The following is an 18,913-nucleotide window of genomic DNA, read 5'->3' as shown; positions in this document are numbered from 1 at the left end:
GCGGTCAACGCCCGCCCGGCGACATATCAAGGTGGCGGTGCGGTGATTTTCAAACGCTCCCGCAGCCCCTCGTCCCCCTGAATCTTTAGGCGCACCGGCAGGGTGACGACCTTGGTCCGAAACGACAGCGGCAATCGCACGGCATCCTTTTCTGTCGTCACCAATTGCGCATTCAGAGATTTGGCATCGTTCTCCAATCTTGACAGCAGGGCGGCCGACAGTTTCTGGTGGTCATCCAGCGCTTCTGAGCGGCAAATCTCGGCCCCTAGACTGCGCAGGGTGGTAAAGAATTTTTCGGGGTGCCCAATACCCGCAAAGGCCAGCACGCGTGTCCTTTCCCAGGGCATTCCGGTTTGTAACGGCTCTACTTTCCCCACGTAATGAGGCAGGGCACCAAGCTGTGCTGCCCACTGATCCTTGAATGAGTATTGGGCGTCATCGTCTCCCAGTGACAGAACCAGGTCGGCGCGTTTTAACCCGACGTCCACAGGTTCGCGCAGCGGTCCGGCTGGCAGGCAACTGCCGTTGCCAAACCCCTGTCGTGCATCGACCACAATAACGGAAAGGTCCTTTGCAACTGACGGGTTTTGAAACCCGTCATCCAGGATCAGAACTGTTGCGCCTGCTTCGACTGCGGCCCTGGCTCCGGCTGCGCGATCTCTGGAAACCCAGACCTCGGCAAAGGCCGCCAGTAGCAGCGGTTCGTCCCCGACGTGCTGGGCCTTGTGGCGGCTGGGTTCGACCTGAACCGGCCCTTCGAGTGTGCCGCCGTATCCACGCGAAACAATGTGCGGCTCATGGCCCAGATCGCGCAGGGTCTCGGCCATCCAGATGACGGTCGGGGTTTTGCCAGTGCCGCCGGCATTCAAATTTCCGATACAGATGACCGGAACATCGGGTCGATATGTGTTGCCCTTGGCCAGACGTCTGGCTGTGGCCATTGCATAGAGACCCCCCAGAGGGGTGAGCAACAACCGCTTCAGGTCAAAACCTGCAGGGGGTTTGTTCCAGAAATCAGGAGCCCGCATACTGTGTCTCCTGTTGATCCAGAAAAGTCTGAATGTCATCGACCAGTAGATCCGCCAGCTGTGCCCCTTCGGTGACGACTTCCCATCCCGCCACGGCCATGCTGGCGGCTTTGTCCGGGGCGGACAAGTGGGTGATCTTGGTCGCCAGGTCCTGGCTGTTGTTGATCTGGATCGCTGCCTTGTCCGTGGCCAACCGGTTGTACAGCGCCCGGTTGCGCCGCACTCCGGGGCCAAACAGAACAGCAGACCCCAATGCCAGCGCTTCCATGGGGCAGTGTCCTTGCCACGCGGGTTCCAGAGAGCCCGCAATCAGGCTGACGGGGGCAACCCGGTACCACAGCCCCAGACCGTCTTGGGTACAAGCCAACAGGACCTGGGTGTTGTCGCTGGGCATCTCACCTCGATCCCAGTCGGTGCACCGCAATCCGCTGTGTTCAACTGCGTCAAACAACGCATCGCGATTTCGATCGCAATCTACCACAATCACCAACAGCAACCGATGCAGTCGACGCAATGCATCCCGATGTGCGGTCAGAATTGTTTCGAATTCTTCGGGTTCTGCATAAGCCGCCAACCAAACGGGACGCCCCCCCAGCGAGTCAGTGAGTTCACTCAGGTCGTCCGGATGGTAATAGGGCGGAGTCACCGAACTGCGCATGCTGGTTGTGCGTTTGATTAGATCCGTGGAATAGCCGACCCGCACGAGCCGTTCTTGGGCGTCTTTGGACGGGGTGTAAACAAACGAAAAACACTCCATCATGCGTTGCGTGACATCCGTCAGCCATCGGCGGCGGCGTGTCGGAACTTCATCAGCCTGAATGTCGGCCAATAACATGCACGTCCCCCGGTCTTGGGCTGTTCGGATCAATGTCGGGCGTAACCCGCCGCCTGTCCACAAGCACAGGCCAGGCTGGTGCCGATCCAGGAATTGACGGGCTCCGGATGCTGTGTCGGATGTGGGCAGGCCGCCCCGTTCATCGCAACCCTCAGGGAGGGCAAGACTGGCCAATGCGGATTCGGTTGTGACCAGAACCCGCAGATCGGGGCGTGTGGTTTTGAGTCTTCTGGCGATATCTCCCAAAGCGCCCAGTCGTTCGGCCGATGTCGCGTGCATCCAGATCGACATTGCTTTTATCTTCTTGTGAGAAGACCCGTTTCCCTCGCCCTGTTCGGGATTTCGGGTCAGTGCAATACGTGCTTTTTGTGCCAGAGATTGGGACATTGAATCAATCCGGCGTGCTCAGTGCACCCAGGATCTGGGCGTGCAAAACTAAGTTTGACGCAATAACACCGTTCAACATGGGATGAGGGTTGTTGAACCGCAACTGGGCACCGGAGCGATCTGTGCAACATGCACCGGCTTCGCGCAAAATCAGATCACCGGCGGCAATATCCCACTCCCAACTGGGGCGCAGGGTCAACATGCCGTCAAATCGACCCTGGGCCACGGTGGCCAAACGGTACGCCAAAGAAGGTCGGTAGCTGCGGGTAAAAGCGGGGACATGGCCGTTTTGCCAGTGTTCGGGTTGTAGGTTGGGACGGGCTGCCAGAATTTCGGCCTCTGCAAGGAGAAGGCAATCAGAGCGCCGGATCGGGTCACCGTTCAAAAAGGCACCTTGGTTCGCTGCTGCAGTAAACATCATGTCCCGCAGCGGTAGATAGATGACCGCTGCGGAAACGACACCGTGTTCGGCCACGGCCAGAGAATGGGCCCAGGTGCGAGACCCATCGGCAAAACTGCGGGTGCCATCAATCGGGTCGATGATAAACACCCGGTCCCGGCTCAACCGATCAGCTGTGTCTTCGGTTTCTTCCGACAGCCAGCCATAGTCAGGGCGCGCGCCGGGCAAGCGATCTTCGAGCATGGCGTTCACTGCCAGGTCTGCTTCGGTCACGGGACCGGCACCATCGGGTTTGTCCCAACGGCGTGCGTCTTTGCCAGTGTATGTCGTGGCAATCCGACCAGCTTCGCGTGCAGCGTCGATCAAAAGGTCCAGGTCAGCTGCCGGCAAGGGTCATACCCTCGATCAGAATTGATGGAACCACGCGTGAAAGATAGGGGCGGGCGTCATTGCCGGGAATGATGCGGCCCAACATGTCCCGCAGGTTGCCAGCAATGGTACATTCGTTGACTGGGTGGGTGACTTCGCCGTTTTCCACCCAGAACCCTGATGCGCCGCGTGAATAGTCACCGGTGTTGGGGTTGATGGTGGATCCGATCAGCGAAGTGATCAGCAGGCCAGTGCCCATATCCCGCAGCAGGTCTTGGCGGGTGTGATCCCCTGGGGTCAGTTCGATGTTCCAGTTCGCCGGTGACGGTGGAGAGCCGGCCCCACGCGCCGCGTTTGCGGTGCTGCGCAGCCCCAACTGACGGGCGCTTCCCAAATCCATGGTCCACCCCGTCAGAATGCCGTTTTCAACAATGGCCCGTCGTTTGGTCGCCAGCCCTTCTGCGTCAAACGGTCGTGAGCCAGGGATGCGTACCCGGTGCGGATCTTCGATGATCGACAGCCGGTCGGGTAGTACCTGTTTGCCGTTGGCATCCAGCAACCATGACGATCCGCGAGCGATGGATACACCATTGATGGCTGACAGGAGATGTCCGATCAGGGACGAAGAAATCCTTTCGTCAAACAGGACGGGATAGCAGCCTGTCTGTGGCTTGCGTGCATTCAGGCTGGCCACCGCGCGTTCGCCGGCGGTTTGACCGATTTCCTGGGCGCTGCGCAGGTCCGTTTGAAAGATCCGGGAATCGCCGTCATAGTCCCGTTCCATGTCCGCCCCGGTGCCGGCAATTGCGACGCAAGAGAGCGATCTGCTGGTCCGCCGGTAGCCACCCGAAAATCCGTTGCTGGCTGCCAGATGCACGCCATGCATGCCATACCCGGCGGCCGCCGATTGAACCTGTGTCACACCGGGCACGGCTTTGGCCACGGCTTCGGCCCCCAGCGCGTCCGCCATCAGGGCATCGGGATCGGGTTCCGGGCTACTGTCTTCCAACTCATAGGCGGCGATATCCCACCCTTGGGCCAAATCGTCGGGCTCTGCCAGGCCGATATGCGGATCCTGGGGCGCTTCGCGGGCCATTGCCACGGCACGTTCGGCCATCGCGGCCAGTGTTTCCGGTCGGCTGTCGGAGGCGGACACAATGGCCTGGCGTTGACCTACGAGGACCCGCAATCCCAGATCCGTGCCCTCAGAGCGTTCTGCATGTTCCAGTGTTCCTTCGCGGACTTCGATCGAAACCGAATTTCCCTGAACGGCCAGCGTGTCTGCCGCGTCAGCCCCGGCTTTCAGGGCAGCTTCCATCAGGGCGTGGCTCAGATCTTGCAAGGATTGGGTCATGAGGCTCTTTCGTGTCAGGTCTGAGACAGAGCTAGCCAGAGCAGCGCCAAGCTGCAAGGCCTGCACGTACAAAAAGGGCCGCGTCTGGCGCAGCCCCTTGGAATTGGCATCAGGTTGGGATCATTTGATCCGTTGACCATTTGCAATGATGTGACCCTGATCGTTGATTTCGATTTTTGATGTCAGCGTATCCGGCGTCTCCCCCGGTACGGCCAGCATACCCATCATCATCCGGGCCCCCATCGCGTCTTCTTCCGCTAGGAAACCCATTTGGATCAAACGATCGATCAGGCCATTCGCACCGCTGATGGACAGGTTGGCCACGCCGCTGGGGGCGGGCATTCCATCAAAGCTTTGCAGATCAGTGTTGTCAAAGGTGAAGTCCCCGGTGCCGGCGATTTTGGCGCCAGCAGCGGCAACCTGCAAATCGTTGACGGTCAACGCGTTCAATTCGCCCGGAGGCTGGTCGCCCATTTCCGCAGCGGACTCCGGATCCATCAAATCAAACAGCATCTTTGCCTTGCCCGAAAGATCGACCACAATCGTCGCAGGGTCCCGCGGCATGATGGCGGCCGGATCGACCATCCCCCACAGCATGTCAGGCACTGTGAATTCGGTCAGGCTGATACCAAAGGCAAAATCCTGTTCAGCGTCCGATTTTGCAATCGGCATGGACATGTTGAACCCGAACCCGGACATGGACAGCATGATGGGAAACGGGAGCTCTCCGCTGCTGATCGACATGCTGGTGGCTTTTTGTTGCACGTCATACGACAGGTGAGTCGCGCTCATGGCGACGCCGACGGCACCGTCTTGTGTCTGACCTTCAAACCCAAAGGTTTCACCATCGCCGGCACCGCTCATCGAAGTTGTGGCCTGTCCGTAGCTAAATGTGCCATCAAAGGAAAATCCCGCGTCCAGCATGGCGCGCACATCATTTGGATTGGCATCGGCCGGGACTGCAGCGGTTCCTTGAAACCCTATTTGGTTCAACGTGCCGTTAAAGCTAGCCTGATCATCAGAGTCCGGGTCTTTGAACCCGAGTTGGTAGGTCAGGCTGTCCGCGCTCATATTTTGGGCGTAACTGCGCCCCTCGGCTACGATGGTCTGGGTGCTGCTGGCCACGTTATTCATGGTCATGGCAAAATTCCCGACCGAGGCGGGGACCGCTTCACCATCGACATTCAGCGATTTCAGCGCAATGGATGCAGTGGATGCAGAATAGTCGCTGGTCATGTCGTCTGGATCGCCAGATACGGTCATGACCGCGTCGGCATGGGCATAGTTCAGCTCGATATCGACAGATTCTTCGCCGTCCGGGCGCATGGACATGAGCATTGGGAATTCCGCGGGCAGCGTGACATTCACAGAGCCGTCGCCATTATCAGTGAACACAAGCTGGGGCATGGTCATCGTGACGACGCCCTCTGCGTCCGGGACTTGCATTCCCAGCGACAGGTCGCTGACCGTCAGAACGCCACCTGATTGTGACTCTTGGGCAGAAATATCATAGCCCATTCCGGTCAAATAGGATTTCCAGTCGGACCAGACATCCTGAGGGCTGACATCGGCCCAACCGGTGGAGGTTGAAATAGCAAAAATGGATGCCGCACTCAGCCCGCGTGCGAATGAAACAGACATATGAGAACCTTTCGTGGTGAATTTGTGCGATATGGTCTGCGCTTGCGGCCCGGGCGTCAAGGGGGCAGGGGTGGACCTGTTCCCCCTTGCGCTTTACCACGGTCGGTGAAACCGCAAGGGGAGATAGATGTGATGAACATGGGTGGGAAAACTGTCCTGATCACCGGCGCCAGCCGTGGAATTGGGGCCGAAGCCGGGCGGGTTTTCGCCGATGCAGGTGCCAATGTCGCCTTGTTGGCCCGCAGCGCGGACCAGATTGATGCGCTGGCCGCTGAAATTGGCGACGCCGCGATGGCGCTGTCCTGTGACATTAGTGACTATACGGCAGTGGCCGCAGCAGTTCAGGCCTGTGTGGATCGGTTTGGCGGCATTGATGTGTTGATCAACAACGCTGGTGCGATCGAACCGATTTCCCATCTGGCTGCTGCAGATCCCGATGACTGGGGGCAGGTGATCGATATCAACCTCAAAGGCGTCTTCTATGGGATGCGTGCCGCAGTGCCGTTGATGCGGGCGCGTGGCGGATCTGTTCTGACCATCAGCTCCGGCGCAGCCCACGGTCCGGTCGAGGCCTGGAGCCATTATTGCGCCTCCAAGGCGGGCGCAGCGATGCTGACACAGTGCCTGGACAAGGAAGAGCGCGCCAACGGCATTCGTGCTATCGGACTGTCACCGGGCACTGTCGCGACACAGATGCAGAAAGAGATCAAAGCCAGTGGCATCAACCCAATCAGCCAATTGGCCTGGGAAGATCACATTCCTGCCGATTGGCCTGCGCGTGCATTGCTGTGGATGTGCGGCTCTGACGCTGATTCCTATTTGGGGCAGGAAATTTCCTTGCGGGATGAAGGCATTCGAAAACAGGTTGGGCTGATATGATCGAATTGACCAAGGTGGACGGGCTGTGGACCGTCACCATCAACCGTCCTGACAAGGCCAATTCCCTGACCGAAGAGATGCTGCGCGATTTGGCGGACATCGCCGAAAGCGCCGGTGATGCGCGGGCGCTGATTCTGACCGGTACGGGAAAAGTGTTCAGCGCCGGTGCCGATCTGGAAGAGGCGCGCAATGGTCTGGCACTATCCGGGGTATGGGAACGTTTGTCTTCGGCTATCGCCGCGTTGCCCTGTCTCAAGATTGCGGCGCTGAACGGGACATTGGCAGGTGGGGCTAACGGAATGGTGTTGGCCTGTGATCTGCGTATCGCGGTGCCCAACGCCAAAGTGTTTTATCCGGTGATGAAACTGGGGTTCCTGCCGCAACCTTCGGACCCCAAACGCATGGCGGCGCTGATCGGCCCGGCCCGGACCAAGCTGATCCTGATGAGCGGGCAAAAGATCACCGCACAGCAGGCCTATGACTTTGGCCTGATCGACCGGATCGTTCCGCCCGAAGATCTGATGCAAACCGCCCACGATCTGGTGGCCGACAGTGTGGCGGCCAAGCCCGAGATAGCCCGCGGAATCATGGACATGTGTCAGTGAAACGGTTGTCAGGTGTGCGCCTGAGGGTCGCGGACATGGGTCCGTTGATTGCCTTTTATACAGACGTTATGGGAATGACTGCGACAGCGGACACGCAAGGATGGCGGCTGGGGTATCCGGGCGCAGATGCCGATCTGATTTTCTTGCCCGGCGGGTCATCCTATTCGCACAGCCAAGATCAGAGGTACTGGAAAATCGGTGTTACCCTACCGAATCTGGCGATGGCACATGCACAGTTGCGGGCCGCAGGCGTTCAGGTGTCACAGCCTCGGCAGTTTCTCGATATCGGCTACATGGCGCATCTGAGCGATCCCGCAGGATTCGTGATCGAGCTGCTGCAATGGGATTTTGATGGAAACCGCCCCCCGGACGCCGGGAATGCGTCGCTGCCGTTGGGCGGGCAAGCTCGCATCGGCCAGATCACCCTGCGCACCGGCGATATGGCCGCCGAACGTGACGCATATTCCGACATGCAAGTGCTGTCGGTTCAAAATGTTGCTGACCATGGCTTTGATCTGCATTTCTTGGCCTATGCCCATGAAACGCCACCTGTGCCCGACGTGACGGCGGTTGCGAACCGCGAATGGTTGTGGAAACGGCCTTACACCTTGTTGGAATTCCAGCATGTGGCCGGCGTCAACTTTACACCGACGTCGGCATTTGAAGGGTTGGAGATTGCCGGGTGAAGGAGGTGCGTTCGCGCCGCTTTCCCGGAACCCGCGATTGGAAGTCGGGAGGGCGTTTGTGAACCCATGCGATGAATTTGGCCATTCGGGGGTGCGCCTGCAGAGCAGTAACCGTTGCATACTGCCGTGCCAGTTCGGTTTCTGTGACCGTGGCGTGGATCTCGCGGTGGCATATATCATGCAACAACACAGTTTGTCCCCCCTTGCCTCCTTTCAGTTTTTGGATCAGATGGTGCACACTTTGCGAAACGCCGGGCGGGATTGGTCGGTGGCATAGCGGGCATATCGGGTCGGATTCTGTCATGGCCAGCACATGATGCGGCATTCTGACATTTGGGCAAGGGGACAGGTCATGCAGGCGCATTTTGACGCTGTGGTTATCGGGGCCGGACCCGCAGGATTGATGGCCGCAGGAGAAATTGCGGCTGCGGGGCATCGGGTGTTGGTCGCCGAAGCCAAGCCGTCAGTCGCGCGCAAGCTGCTGATGGCCGGGAAGTCGGGATTGAACCTGACCAAAGACGAGCCGCTGAGCCAATTTCTGACCGCTTATCGCGAAGCGTCCAGCTGGTTGTCGCCGGTGATCTCTGCGTTTGATGCCCAGGCGATACAGGATTGGGCCCAGGCACTGGGGCAAGATACTTTTGTCGGCTCGACAGGGCGGGTGTTCCCCAAGGTGATGAAAGCCTCGCCTTTGGTGCGGGCTTGGATGGCACAATTGACCAACCTCAACGTCGATGTGCGCACCCGCTGGCAGTGGACCGGATGGGATGGCGACGCGCTGTGTTTTGACACACCTGACGGAGCACAACAGGTCAGCGCCACTGCAACGGTTCTGGCCTTGGGCGGAGCGAGCTGGTCCCGGTTGGGTTCGGATGGAAGCTGGGCACAGATCCTCGCCGATCGCGGAGTTGGTCTCGCGCCTTTTGCGCCTGCAAATGCCGCGCTTTGTGTGAATTGGAGCCCCCATATGACACCCCATTTCGGTGGGGCGCTGAAATCCATGCGTTGGACAGCGGGTGATCTGACATCGCGGGGCGAAGTCACGCTATCGCGACATGGATTAGAGGGTGGGGGGCTGTATTCGTTGACCCCGACCTTGCGTCAGGGTGCGGACCTGATGGTCGACTTGTTGCCAGACCTCAGCGTCGAAGTGCTGGAGAGCCGATTGTCGAAAAAACCGGCCAAGTTGCGGCTGGCGCATTGGCTCAGGAATGGACTGCGGTTGCCGCCTGCCAAAGTTGCGCTGTTCTTTGAAATGACCAAAGGCGCGGACTTACCCCGATCCCAATGGGTTGCAACCGTCAAATCCCTGTCGATTTGCCATCAGGGACTGCGTCCGATGGATGAAGCGATTTCAACTGCGGGCGGCGTCAAACAGGCAGCTCTAGATGATGGGTTGATGCTGCGAGAACTCCCAGGAGTGTTTTGCGCGGGGGAGATGTTGGATTGGGAAGCCCCGACCGGGGGCTATTTGCTGACCGCATGTTTCGCGACCGGGCGCTGGTCCGGGCGGGCGGCGGCAGAGTGGATTTCGCGATAATCGCCCCTACCGCCAACTATTATTTCATCAACGCTGCAACATTGCGGAATGCGTCACGGCTGCGCATCTGCTTGGCATAGGCTTGGATTTTTTCGTCGCCAACCGGGAATTTGGCGCTAAAGGCCCAGTTCAGACAATGGGTCAGGATGATATCTGCGATGGTCATCGTGTCGCCTTGCAGGAATGGGCCGTCGAACTGCGCGGACAGGCGTGCAAGATTGGTTTCGAACTCCCATTTCAGACTGGATTTCACTTCGGGACAGCGCTTCTCCTGTGGCAGGACAAAGCTGTGCCGGGCGGCGGTCCACAATACGGCGTCGATTTCGTCCAGAACCATATGGGTCAGCGCATCCTGTTTGGCACGTTCAAGGGTGCCGGCCGGATGGGTCAGCTTGCCGTGTTTGTCTGCCAGATAGGTGATGATCGCAGTGGAATCGGTGATGACCGTTTCGCCATCTTTGAAAGCGGGGACCTTGCCCGAAGGGTTCAGGGCGGTGATTTCCGGGCTCTGAGGGGCCATTTGAACCAAGTCATAGGGTTCACCCATTTCCTCGAGCGCCCACAAGACCCGGAACGTGCGGGTCGTGGGTTTGCCATATACGGTATACATCTGTGGTCTCCTGTCTGTTTGGGTCAGCTTGCCTGCCAGGCGCAGGGCGTCAAGATGAACGGGACGGAAGGAAATGAATTCAGCGCGAGCGGGCCAGCATGGCCAGCCGAATCAATGCCCGTTCGATCAAGGCCATAGCCGGGGCCGTTTGCCCCGCTGACCGCAATTGCAGGTCGGTATCGGTCAGGATGGTCAATGCCGTTTCCAATTTGTGCGGACCCCAGGCCTGGGCCTGGCGCAACACCCGGTCGCGGCGTTTTCCATACAGCGGCGGACGCATTCTGCCGATACCCTGGGCTGGCCCCCCTGGATCCGATGCACAGGTGTAAAGCGTGCGGAAATGCCGGGTGGCCCCGATACACAGGGTCACGGCAGCTGTTCCTTGGGATTGCAGCCGCCGGATCAGTGGGCCGATTTCGCCGCTGCGGGCCTCGGCCACCACGTTCAGAACATCATCCAGGGCAGCTTCGGTAGATTGGGGGGCTACAGCGTCGATGTCATCCAGCGTCAGCGGGTTGTCGTCCTGAAATTTGTACAGTGCCAGCTTTTCGATCATTCGGGTGAAATCGCCGGGGCCGATGTCATTCGCAATATCGGTCAACATCGACATGGCATCATTGGGGACATTGCGGATCCCGGCCTCGCCCAGGATCCGTTCAATTTCGGACCGCGACGGCGGGTCGTCATAGATTCCGACGGCAAAGGCATTGCGATGCCCTTCAAACGCCTTGCGCAGTTTCGATGTGGCCTTTAATTGCCCGGCGGTCACGATGATCTGTGCGTCGCCCTGAGCCCAGTCTTCCAGCGCAGCCAATATCGACTTGGCTGCGGTTTCGGTCGCGTCTTCGACAAACACGGCACGGGGACCGGGGAAAAAGCCCACGGCCTTGATCGCGTCAATCAACTGCGCGGGATCCGAACGCAGGTCGTTTGCCGGCATCCGCGTCAGGCGCATTTCTTCGTCGGCATTGGCCCCCAGAAGAGCGGCCAGAACCTGTTGACGTTTCAAGGCAACACGCATTGTGTCACCGCCATAGATCAGCAGACCGGTCTTGTCCGGGTCGGGGCGGGCAAAGTAGCCGTCCGCCTCGCGCGGCGAGAGCTTCACGCGCCAAGTCCCTGAGTGGCGTAAAGCCGGGAGCTGATCTGGTCTGCCAGAATCACCATCAGCCGTTCCCGCGCATCTCGTTCGCCCGCGAATGTATCAACGGTCGACCCGGTGGCAGAGTAGCCGGTGAAGTTTTCAACAGTGCCTTTGGTCACGACAACATCATCGGCAACCCGGACCAGAGCATACGTTGCTACCCCGACAATCGAATAGCGTGTGATAACGTTGCTCAGAGTCAGGGCCTGGCCTTCTTCTTCGGTTTCCAATGTCAGGTCCAGACGGTATTCACCACCTGACCCCCGGCCGATCCGCTCCTCCAGATGGCGCACAAGGAAATAGCTGTCCTTGGTGTTCGGGGCCTGCACCAGAACATTGTCATACAGTGCCTGCCCCGCGCCGCCGGGGGCGTGCACCGGGGTAAAGCCACAGGCGGCGGTCAACAGCATCAATGCCGCAAGAACGCCGGTCATGTTCAAGCGTGCCATGTTCATGATCGTTCCCTTTACACGCTTTGCGCCGCAATGGCGGCGATGATCAGCGCCCGCCAATTGGCAGGCGGGCGCTGTTTCAGATCAGGCGACCACGTTCACGATGCGGCCCGGAACGACGATTACCTTTTTGGGGGTGCCGCCATTCAACACCTTCTGCACAGCTTCGTGCGCAAGCGCGATTTTTTCAACCTCTGCCTTGTCCATGTCTGCGGGAACGTTGATTTCCGCGCGGCGCTTGCCGTTGATCTGGATTGGCAGGGTGACTGTGTCATCGATCAACATCGCGTCGTCCGCAACCGGCCAGGGCGCTGTCGCGATCAGACCTTCGCCGCCCTGATGGGCCCAGATGTCTTCGGACAAATGCGGAGTCATTGGCGACATCAGCTGGGCCAGGGTCATGATGGCCTGCCGCTGCGCGGCGTGACCAGCCTTGGATTTGGCCAGGGTGTTGGTAAAGGCATAGAGCCGCGCGATAGAGGCATTGAACCCAAAGGATTCGAGCCCCACAGTCACATCGTGAATCGCTTTGTGGGTTTCGCGCAGCAGGTCATCGTCGCCTTGCCCCTTTGAAGTCGGGTCCATTGCGGCGATCTTGTCGCACAGTTTCCAGACGCGGCTGAGATGCTTGTGGGTGGCCTCTGCCCCCGAAGCGGTCCATTCCACATCCCGCTCGGGCGGCGAATCGGACAGCACGAACCAGCGGGCGGTATCCGCACCAAAGGCCGAGATGATAGACACCGGGTCGACCACGTTCTTTTTGGACTTTGACATTTTGGCGGAGGGGATGATTTCCACCTCGGTTCCGTCTGCCAGTTTGCCGTCGGTCACATCCTCGGGCAGGTGGTAAACCGGGCGGCCATTCGGGCCGGGGGTCTGATAGATTTCATGCGTGACCATCCCTTGGGTGAACAGCGCATCGAATGGTTCGATGGCTTTTTCAGGCAGGTGACCGGTGATCTGCATGGCGCGTGCAAAGAAGCGAGAATAGAGCAGGTGCAGAATCGCGTGTTCGATGCCGCCGATGTATTGATCGACATTCATCCAGTATTCGGCCTCGGCCAGATCGGTCGGTGTTTCGGCACGCGGGGCTGTGAAGCGGGCGAAATACCACGATGAATCAACAAATGTGTCCATCGTGTCGGTTTCGCGCTGGGCGGGCTTGCCACAGGATGGGCAGACACAGTCGCGCCAGGTTGGGTGACGGTCCAGCGGGTTGCCGGGTTTGTCGAACGTTACGTCATCGGGCAGGCGAACCGGCAGGTTTTCCTTTTTCTCTGGCACCACTCCGCAATCGTCACAGTGCACGACGGGAATTGGGCAACCCCAATAGCGTTGACGGGACAGGCCCCAATCGCGCAGGCGATATTTGGTGACTCCCTCGCCCCAGCCTTGCTGTTCGGCAAAATCGACGGTGGTGTTGATGGCCTCTTCGCCGGTGGCCTCGTCCAATCCGGCAAAGTGATCGACCCAGCGGACTTTTTCAGATTTGGCGGGGACGAACGCGTCCTTGGCAACCGGCGTGTTATCGTCCAGCGCAAAGAATGTGTCGATCACCGGCAGATCATACTTGCGGCAGAAATCCAGGTCGCGCTGGTCGTGCGCGGGGCAGGCAAAAATCGCACCGGTCCCATAATCCATCAGGATGAAGTTCGCGATCCAGACTGGCAGTTCCCACTCCGGGTTCAGCGGGTGTTTGACACGGATGCCGGTGTCATAGCCCAGCTTCTCGGCGGTTTCGATTGCTTCTTCGGTGGTGCCGCCCTTGCGGCATTCTGCAAGAAATGCAGCCAGTTCAGGATTATCCTGTTCCAGCTCCTTGGAAATCGGGTGGTCAGGCGAAATGCCAACAAAGGACGCGCCATTCAATGTGTCGGGCCGGGTGGTGTAGACGGTGATCGGGTCGCCATCATCTGTGCGCTCAAAGCTGAACTGCAGACCACGTGACTTGCCGATCCAGTTCTCTTGCATCAGCCGTACTTTGGCCGGCCAGTTGTCCAGCCCGTCCAGGGCCGATAGCAATTCTTCGGAAAAATCCGAGATCTTGAAAAACCACTGCGTCAGCTCGCGCCGTTCGACCAGCGCACCCGACCGCCAGCCGCGGCCGTTTTCGACCTGTTCGTTGGCCAGAACCGTCATATCAACCGGATCCCAGTTCACAACAGCATTCTTACGATACACCAGCCCGGCTTGGAGCATGTCCAGGAACAGGGCCTGTTGCTGACCATAGTATTCCGGATCACATGTGGCGAATTCACGGCTCCAGTCGATCGAAAGGCCCAGCGGTTTCATCTGGTCGCGCATGTCGGCGATGTTGCCGTAGGTCCATTCCTTGGGGTGGCCACCGATTGCCATTGCAGCGTTTTCCGCAGGCATTCCAAAGGCATCCCATCCCATTGGATGCAGCACGTTGTGCCCGGTTGCCAATTTGTGCCGGGCGATCACATCACCCATGGTGTAGTTGCGCACATGGCCCATGTGGATACGCCCCGAAGGATACGGAAACATCTCCAGCACATAGTACTTTGGCTTGTCACCTGTTCGGGTGGCCTGGAAGATCCCGGCCTTGTCCCAGGCCTCTTGCCATTTTGCTTCAATTTCTGCGGCAGAGTAACGCGACATCGTACACGGGTCCTTGTCAATGAAAACGCCGGGCAAGATTGCCCGGCGATGTGATAATCGGTCTTGCGAGCGGATTCTAGAGGTTGCGGTCAGCAATCCGCAATTGCCGGGCGCGTGATAGGATTGCGTCTTCGACAGCACGCGTGGTCGCGGCGCTTGCCGGACCGCCCTTGGTGTGTAGCGACACATTCAGCGACCGGGCTTCGAGTGCGGGGTCTTTTACGTGCACCGTTGCGCGATAAGAACGACCGCCACCCGGCGGCACGCCGTACCCGGTCACGATAACACCTGTAAACGGATCGACGGATTGAACGGGCAGAAAGCTCAGGACATCCAGGGATGCGGACCACAGGTACCGATTGACCTGGGTGGATTGGTCAGACTTGTTGGGACCAAAGACATCCCAGATCGAAGAGGCTTCATAATTCGTCGGTGCCGATTCCCGATTGTTCGCAATCAGCGGTTCACCTGATGTCGTTGCCGAAGCCGTTGATGCCTGTGGACTGGCATTTCTCCCGCCGCGAGGCCCGCAGCCAACTACGGCCAAACAAAGAACGCCAACCAATGCTATATTCAGGGTCTTTTGCAGTTTCATCAGGAATACCGGTACCTTTCTGTTGTGAAAGTCCTATCCAAGCAGGCGTGGTCGGGCAAGAGGATAGTGTATTCTAAAGAGTATGTAGGCACCTCGTTTCCCGGTTGCTTCCGGGATGGAATGCCAGCCAGAGACCGGAATTCGGATGGCAGGTCAAAAGACTGTGGCAAAGCTGCACCATCTGTCGGTCCTTTGCGCTTGGATCATCCGCAAGTCTTGCCAAGAAGGGGGCGAAAGAGCGAAACCCCTTTCCATACCCACACCGGATTCCCCGGTTTGGGCGTATGAATAGAAAACCGAGGGAAACGAAATGAAAAAGATTCTCTTCGCGACTACCGCGCTGATCGCCACCGCGGGTATGGCCGCCGCAGATGTCCGCATTTCTGGTTACGGCCGTTTTGGTCTGGACTACAACGAAAACAACGACCGTGTTGGTAACATTGCTTCCGGCGCTCTGAACGGCCGTTCGGAAACCAACATCACCAGCCGTCTGCGTCTGCAGTTCGACATGTCGACCGAAACCGACAGCGGTGTGACCCTGGGTGCTCGTTTCCGTGCACAGGCTGAAAGCCGTGACAACGCTCCCGGCGGCGCAGCATTCAACGGTGCTCGCTTCTTCGCAACCTACGAAGGTTTCACCCTGCAGGTTGGCAACATCATCGGTGCGGTTGAAAACGCAACCGGTCTGTATCTCGAAACCCGCACCGCAGGTGTTGGTATCGACGGTGCCGGCTTTGAATCGATCGTTACCAACGTGAACGGCGAATCGTTCAACTGGGACGCATACAGCTCGGCTGGCGTTGGCGCCAACGGTGTTGAAGTTCTGTACGCAGCTGGCGCATTCAGCGGCCACATCTCGTACTCCGAAGACAACGGTCTGCCCACAAGCGCATCGCGTGTTGCCGCCAACATGGCATACACCTTTGGCGACTGGACCGGTGCTATCGCTGTTCAGGACTCCGACCTGGCATTCGAAGACAAAACCTTCGTCAGCATCTCGGGTGACTTGGGTCAGTTCGGCGTTCGTCTGGCCTACGCAGACAACGACGGCATCGACAAGTGGGGCCTGTACGGCAACATGGACATCGGTTCTGCTTCGAACATCCTGGTTTACGTGACCGACGAAGACGCAGTTTCGGCTGCTGACGTTGTTGCTGGTCGTAACGACAACCGTGACGCAATCGCCGGTTCGAACAACCGCGAAGGTACCGGTTACGGTATCCACTACTCGTACGATCTCGGGGGCGGCGCTTCCTTCGAAGCCGGTATCCGCGAATCTTCGTGGGACAACACCACCGTTCAGGCGGGTGTGTACTTCAGCTTCTAAGTTGAAGAACGCATAGCGTGAATTTTGGGGCGGGCTCATATGAGCTCGCCCTTTTCTTTTGTCGAAAAACCGTGTTGTTTCGCCAAAAGATATGAGGAACTGGATGTCACTGGAAGAAATCAAATCCCGCGTTGCATCGGCTGAACAGGATTCTGGACGCCCTGTTGGTGCTGTCACGTTGATTGCTGTCTCAAAAGTCCAACCCAATGAGCGGGTTGCACAAGTTTTGGAGCAAGGGCACCGTATCTTTGGCGAAAACAAGGTGCAGGAAGCCGCTGGGAAATGGCCAGATTTTTCTGCACGCTTTCAGGGGCTGGATTTGCATTTGATTGGCCCGCTTCAGACCAACAAAGCACGCCAAGCCATGCAGTTGTTTAATGCGATCCATTCGGTTGACCGGCCCAAGCTGGCAAAAACACTGGCCCGTCTGGCACAGGAAATTGGTGCCTGTCCTGACTTGTTCATTCAAGTCAATACAGGCGAAGAGGAACAGAAGGCAGGGGTACTGCCTAATGAGGCAGATGGGTTTGTTGCCGAATGTCGGGCATTGGACTTGCCGGTTAAGGGCTTGATGTGCATACCGCCTGTGGACGAGGAATCGTCATTGCATTTTGCGCTTTTGGCCAAGATCGCCACGCGGAATGGTCTGGATGGGTTGTCCATGGGAATGAGTGGCGACTTTGAAAAGGCAATTTCATTGGGTGCAACTCATATCCGTGTTGGATCCGCCATATTCGGTGAGCGTGGATCTTGACCGGCAAAAGTTTTTAAAACTTTTGCCAAGACTTTTAGTAAAAGTCTTGGCACCGCAGTGGTCATTGCAGCATTGGAATGAAAACCCGTGTGCCGGGCGGTATCCTGGGTGCGATCCAATGCAGATCTGATCTGGAAAATGCGATGCAGCCTTCTGTAGGGAAGCCAGGGCGACGCCATTGGTGAATGAAAATGGCCGACCCTTTTCCGGGAATTGCCTTTGGCCAGTTCCAATCTGTTGTCAGGATCAGGTCGTAAAGCGGGTCAGAGCGTCGCAGGCTCTCGTGGCTCGAGGCGTGTGGAACGTGAACGTGGTGGTTGTAGTTGGGGCAGGTCACATCGTCTGACCACAAATCTCGGGGGCTGATGGGGCGCGCCCAAGCGGCTGGCTTCGCAATGCGATCCGGGCGATAGTACAGGGCCGTAATCCGGAGCACCCCTACAGGAGTGGCCCCATCTCCTTCGCGTTTGTCGGCCGTCAGACCGTTTCTTCCGATCGAACATGGGAAATACCGTCCGGCATATCGAATCCCGCGAGGGCTCAATACCAAGTCGAGGGGCGTCACAAGAAATGCCCGGACTTGGCCGCTTTGGTGGCCAGATAGTGCTGGTTATAGGCGTTTTCCCCAACTTGCAGCGGAACGCGTTCGGTCACTTGGACGCCGGTTTTTTCCATCATCGCAATTTTGTTGGGGTTATTTGTCAACAATCGTACCTGACCGAATCCCATCTGACGCAATATTGAGGACCCCAACCTAAAGTCGCGTTCATCGTCTTCAAATCCCAAGCGGTGATTGGCCTGGACCGTATCAAACCCCTGATCTTGCAGGCTATAGGCGCGCATCTTGTTGGCGAGCCCGATCCCCCGACCTTCCTGATTGAGATACAGCAGAACACCGGCACCTTCGCTTCCCATTTGCGCGAGTGCGCCGCGCAACTGGGGGCCACAGTCGCATTTGAGAGATCCCAGAACATCCCCGGTAAAACAGGCAGAATGCAACCGAGCCAAAACAGGCTTGTCCCGTGCTGGGCGCCCGATTTCGATCGCGTAATGTTCTTCATTGCCATCTTCGGGACGGAACACATGCAAACGCCCGGCCTCGGAGGCATCCATGGGCAGACGCGCTGCCGCGACGGCATGCAGAGGGCTTGTATCCTGCAGCAAAGGCTCGGTCGCTGCGTGTGGCAGAACGGTCAGGCCAAATGTCTGGGCCATCTCTGCCGGCCTTTCCACGGAAACTAGAACAGCGGCAGGAAGCAGCCGGGCCGACTTGCTGAGTGCAATCGCCAGGCGATGCAGTTTGGTTGATCCGCCACGATCAGATGTAAACGGCCCTTTCATCGGCGTGTTCAGATCATCGGCCGGGTCCGCCAGGGCCTGAAGCCAAACCAGATCAGCGGATGCAGGCACCTGTATTCTGGCAACATCTCCATCATAGGCGCGCGCCTTGAGTGTCTCGGCGCGCCGCGAGGTAAGCGCCAATGTTATTGCGCCTTGAACCTTGAAGTCGTTCCAGCGGTCAGGTCTCAGCGTTTCGACAGCCATGGCCAGCGCCGCATCCGCGCCATCGGTCAGGATCACCGGCACTCCCATGCGCAGATCGACTCGGGCACGGGCCAGCATCTCGACAGTTGTTGGCAGGAATGTCATCAATCGGTCTTTCCATGGTTTTGCTGCATGAGAAC

The 18,913-nt window shown here is 58.3% G+C and carries 19 protein-coding genes; 6 read left to right on the top strand and 13 right to left on the bottom strand.

What is annotated here, in order from left to right; translation table 11 throughout:
• Nucleotides 1-26 precede the first annotated feature (26 nt).
• The 5 genes from lpxK to QEZ52_RS19985 form a co-directional block, all read right to left on the bottom strand.
• Nucleotides 27-1,028 (bottom strand): tetraacyldisaccharide 4'-kinase, encoded by a 1,002-nt coding sequence (gene lpxK / locus QEZ52_RS20005; protein WP_406646529.1) that lies wholly within the window; start codon nucleotides 1,026-1,028, stop codon nucleotides 27-29.
• Nucleotides 1,015-2,250 carry a 3-deoxy-D-manno-octulosonic acid transferase gene (locus tag QEZ52_RS20000; protein WP_406646528.1) on the bottom strand — a complete coding sequence of 412 codons (1,236 nt, stop codon included), beginning with the start codon at nucleotides 2,248-2,250 and terminating at the stop codon, nucleotides 1,015-1,017. The genes lpxK and QEZ52_RS20000 overlap by 14 nt, the downstream gene beginning before the upstream one ends.
• A 4-nt stretch (nucleotides 2,251-2,254) precedes the next feature.
• On the bottom strand, nucleotides 2,255-3,040 hold the full coding sequence (locus tag QEZ52_RS19995; protein ID WP_406646526.1) for an inositol monophosphatase family protein: 786 nt from the start codon (nucleotides 3,038-3,040) through the stop codon (nucleotides 2,255-2,257).
• Complete coding sequence (locus QEZ52_RS19990) at nucleotides 3,027-4,373, bottom strand: TldD/PmbA family protein (protein WP_406646524.1); 1,347 nt, start codon at nucleotides 4,371-4,373, stop codon at nucleotides 3,027-3,029. The genes QEZ52_RS19995 and QEZ52_RS19990 overlap by 14 nt, the downstream gene beginning before the upstream one ends.
• A gap of 120 nt (nucleotides 4,374-4,493) precedes the next feature.
• Entirely contained in the window at nucleotides 4,494-6,014 is a 1,521-nt protein-coding gene (locus QEZ52_RS19985; RefSeq protein ID WP_406646521.1) for a DUF2125 domain-containing protein, read from the bottom strand.
• 132 nt (nucleotides 6,015-6,146) lie between these two features.
• Here QEZ52_RS19985 and QEZ52_RS19980 point away from each other — a divergent pair, with 132 nt between their 5' ends.
• Genes QEZ52_RS19980 through QEZ52_RS19970 form a run of 3 tightly spaced genes read left to right on the top strand, consistent with a single transcriptional unit; the run spans nucleotide 6,147 to nucleotide 8,184 of the window.
• Nucleotides 6,147-6,893 (top strand): SDR family oxidoreductase, encoded by a 747-nt coding sequence (locus QEZ52_RS19980; RefSeq protein WP_406646519.1) that lies wholly within the window; start codon nucleotides 6,147-6,149, stop codon nucleotides 6,891-6,893.
• The gene (locus QEZ52_RS19975; RefSeq protein ID WP_406646516.1) at nucleotides 6,890-7,498 is read left to right on the top strand and encodes an enoyl-CoA hydratase/isomerase family protein; all 609 of its coding nucleotides are present in this window, start codon (nucleotides 6,890-6,892) and stop codon (nucleotides 7,496-7,498) included. Before QEZ52_RS19980 ends, QEZ52_RS19975 begins: the two co-directional genes overlap by 4 nt.
• Nucleotides 7,495-8,184 (top strand): VOC family protein, encoded by a 690-nt coding sequence (locus tag QEZ52_RS19970; RefSeq protein ID WP_406646514.1) that lies wholly within the window; start codon nucleotides 7,495-7,497, stop codon nucleotides 8,182-8,184. The genes QEZ52_RS19975 and QEZ52_RS19970 overlap by 4 nt, the downstream gene beginning before the upstream one ends.
• On the opposite strand, the gene QEZ52_RS19965 is transcribed toward QEZ52_RS19970, so the two are convergent.
• Nucleotides 8,141-8,488, bottom strand: coding sequence for an HNH endonuclease (locus tag QEZ52_RS19965; protein WP_406646512.1), 348 nt, complete (start codon nucleotides 8,486-8,488; stop codon nucleotides 8,141-8,143). The two genes, QEZ52_RS19970 and QEZ52_RS19965, sit on opposite strands and share 44 nt — an antisense overlap.
• A 48-nt stretch (nucleotides 8,489-8,536) precedes the next feature.
• Between QEZ52_RS19965 and QEZ52_RS19960 the strand changes: the two genes are divergently transcribed.
• Nucleotides 8,537-9,724: a TIGR03862 family flavoprotein gene (locus tag QEZ52_RS19960; protein ID WP_406646510.1), complete on the top strand. Its 1,188-nt coding sequence runs from the start codon at nucleotides 8,537-8,539 to the stop codon at nucleotides 9,722-9,724.
• A gap of 19 nt (nucleotides 9,725-9,743) precedes the next feature.
• On the opposite strand, the gene QEZ52_RS19955 is transcribed toward QEZ52_RS19960, so the two are convergent.
• The 5 genes from QEZ52_RS19955 to QEZ52_RS19935 form a co-directional block, all read right to left on the bottom strand.
• The gene (locus QEZ52_RS19955) at nucleotides 9,744-10,334 is read right to left on the bottom strand and encodes a glutathione S-transferase family protein (RefSeq protein WP_406646508.1); all 591 of its coding nucleotides are present in this window, start codon (nucleotides 10,332-10,334) and stop codon (nucleotides 9,744-9,746) included.
• Between the two features lie 79 nt (nucleotides 10,335-10,413).
• Nucleotides 10,414-11,442, bottom strand: coding sequence for a DNA polymerase III subunit delta (holA, locus tag QEZ52_RS19950; RefSeq protein ID WP_406646506.1), 1,029 nt, complete (start codon nucleotides 11,440-11,442; stop codon nucleotides 10,414-10,416).
• A complete protein-coding gene (gene lptE, locus QEZ52_RS19945) occupies nucleotides 11,439-11,933 on the bottom strand; it encodes an LPS assembly lipoprotein LptE (RefSeq protein WP_406646504.1) in 495 nt (164 codons plus the stop codon). Before lptE ends, holA begins: the two co-directional genes overlap by 4 nt.
• An 81-nt stretch (nucleotides 11,934-12,014) precedes the next feature.
• Nucleotides 12,015-14,552, bottom strand: a complete 2,538-nt coding sequence (gene leuS / locus QEZ52_RS19940; protein ID WP_406646501.1) for a leucine--tRNA ligase — start codon at nucleotides 14,550-14,552, stop codon at nucleotides 12,015-12,017.
• A 76-nt stretch (nucleotides 14,553-14,628) separates the two neighbouring features.
• Nucleotides 14,629-15,147: a DUF3576 domain-containing protein gene (locus QEZ52_RS19935; RefSeq protein WP_406646499.1), complete on the bottom strand. Its 519-nt coding sequence runs from the start codon at nucleotides 15,145-15,147 to the stop codon at nucleotides 14,629-14,631.
• Between the two features lie 310 nt (nucleotides 15,148-15,457).
• Here QEZ52_RS19935 and QEZ52_RS19930 point away from each other — a divergent pair, with 310 nt between their 5' ends.
• Together QEZ52_RS19930 and QEZ52_RS19925 are read left to right on the top strand one after the other, a co-directional pair.
• Nucleotides 15,458-16,474, top strand: coding sequence for a porin (locus QEZ52_RS19930; protein WP_406646497.1), 1,017 nt, complete (start codon nucleotides 15,458-15,460; stop codon nucleotides 16,472-16,474).
• 103 nt (nucleotides 16,475-16,577) lie between these two features.
• A complete protein-coding gene (locus QEZ52_RS19925) occupies nucleotides 16,578-17,228 on the top strand; it encodes a YggS family pyridoxal phosphate-dependent enzyme (RefSeq protein WP_406646494.1) in 651 nt (216 codons plus the stop codon).
• Between the two features lie 61 nt (nucleotides 17,229-17,289).
• Here QEZ52_RS19925 and QEZ52_RS19920 read toward each other — a convergent pair whose 3' ends face one another.
• Together QEZ52_RS19920 and ribA are read right to left on the bottom strand one after the other, a co-directional pair.
• Nucleotides 17,290-17,793, bottom strand: a complete 504-nt coding sequence (locus tag QEZ52_RS19920) for a L,D-transpeptidase (protein WP_406646492.1) — start codon at nucleotides 17,791-17,793, stop codon at nucleotides 17,290-17,292.
• Nucleotides 17,790-18,878 (bottom strand): GTP cyclohydrolase II, encoded by a 1,089-nt coding sequence (gene ribA, locus QEZ52_RS19915; protein ID WP_406646490.1) that lies wholly within the window; start codon nucleotides 18,876-18,878, stop codon nucleotides 17,790-17,792. Before ribA ends, QEZ52_RS19920 begins: the two co-directional genes overlap by 4 nt.
• Nucleotides 18,879-18,913: the final 35 nt, after the last annotated feature.

It is taken from the genome of Aliisedimentitalea scapharcae (assembly GCF_045277565.1).
GTDB lineage: Bacteria > Pseudomonadota > Alphaproteobacteria > Rhodobacterales > Rhodobacteraceae > Aliisedimentitalea > Aliisedimentitalea scapharcae.
Note: the sequence above shows the minus strand (reverse complement) of the source record. Positions and strands in the feature narration are given on the sequence as shown.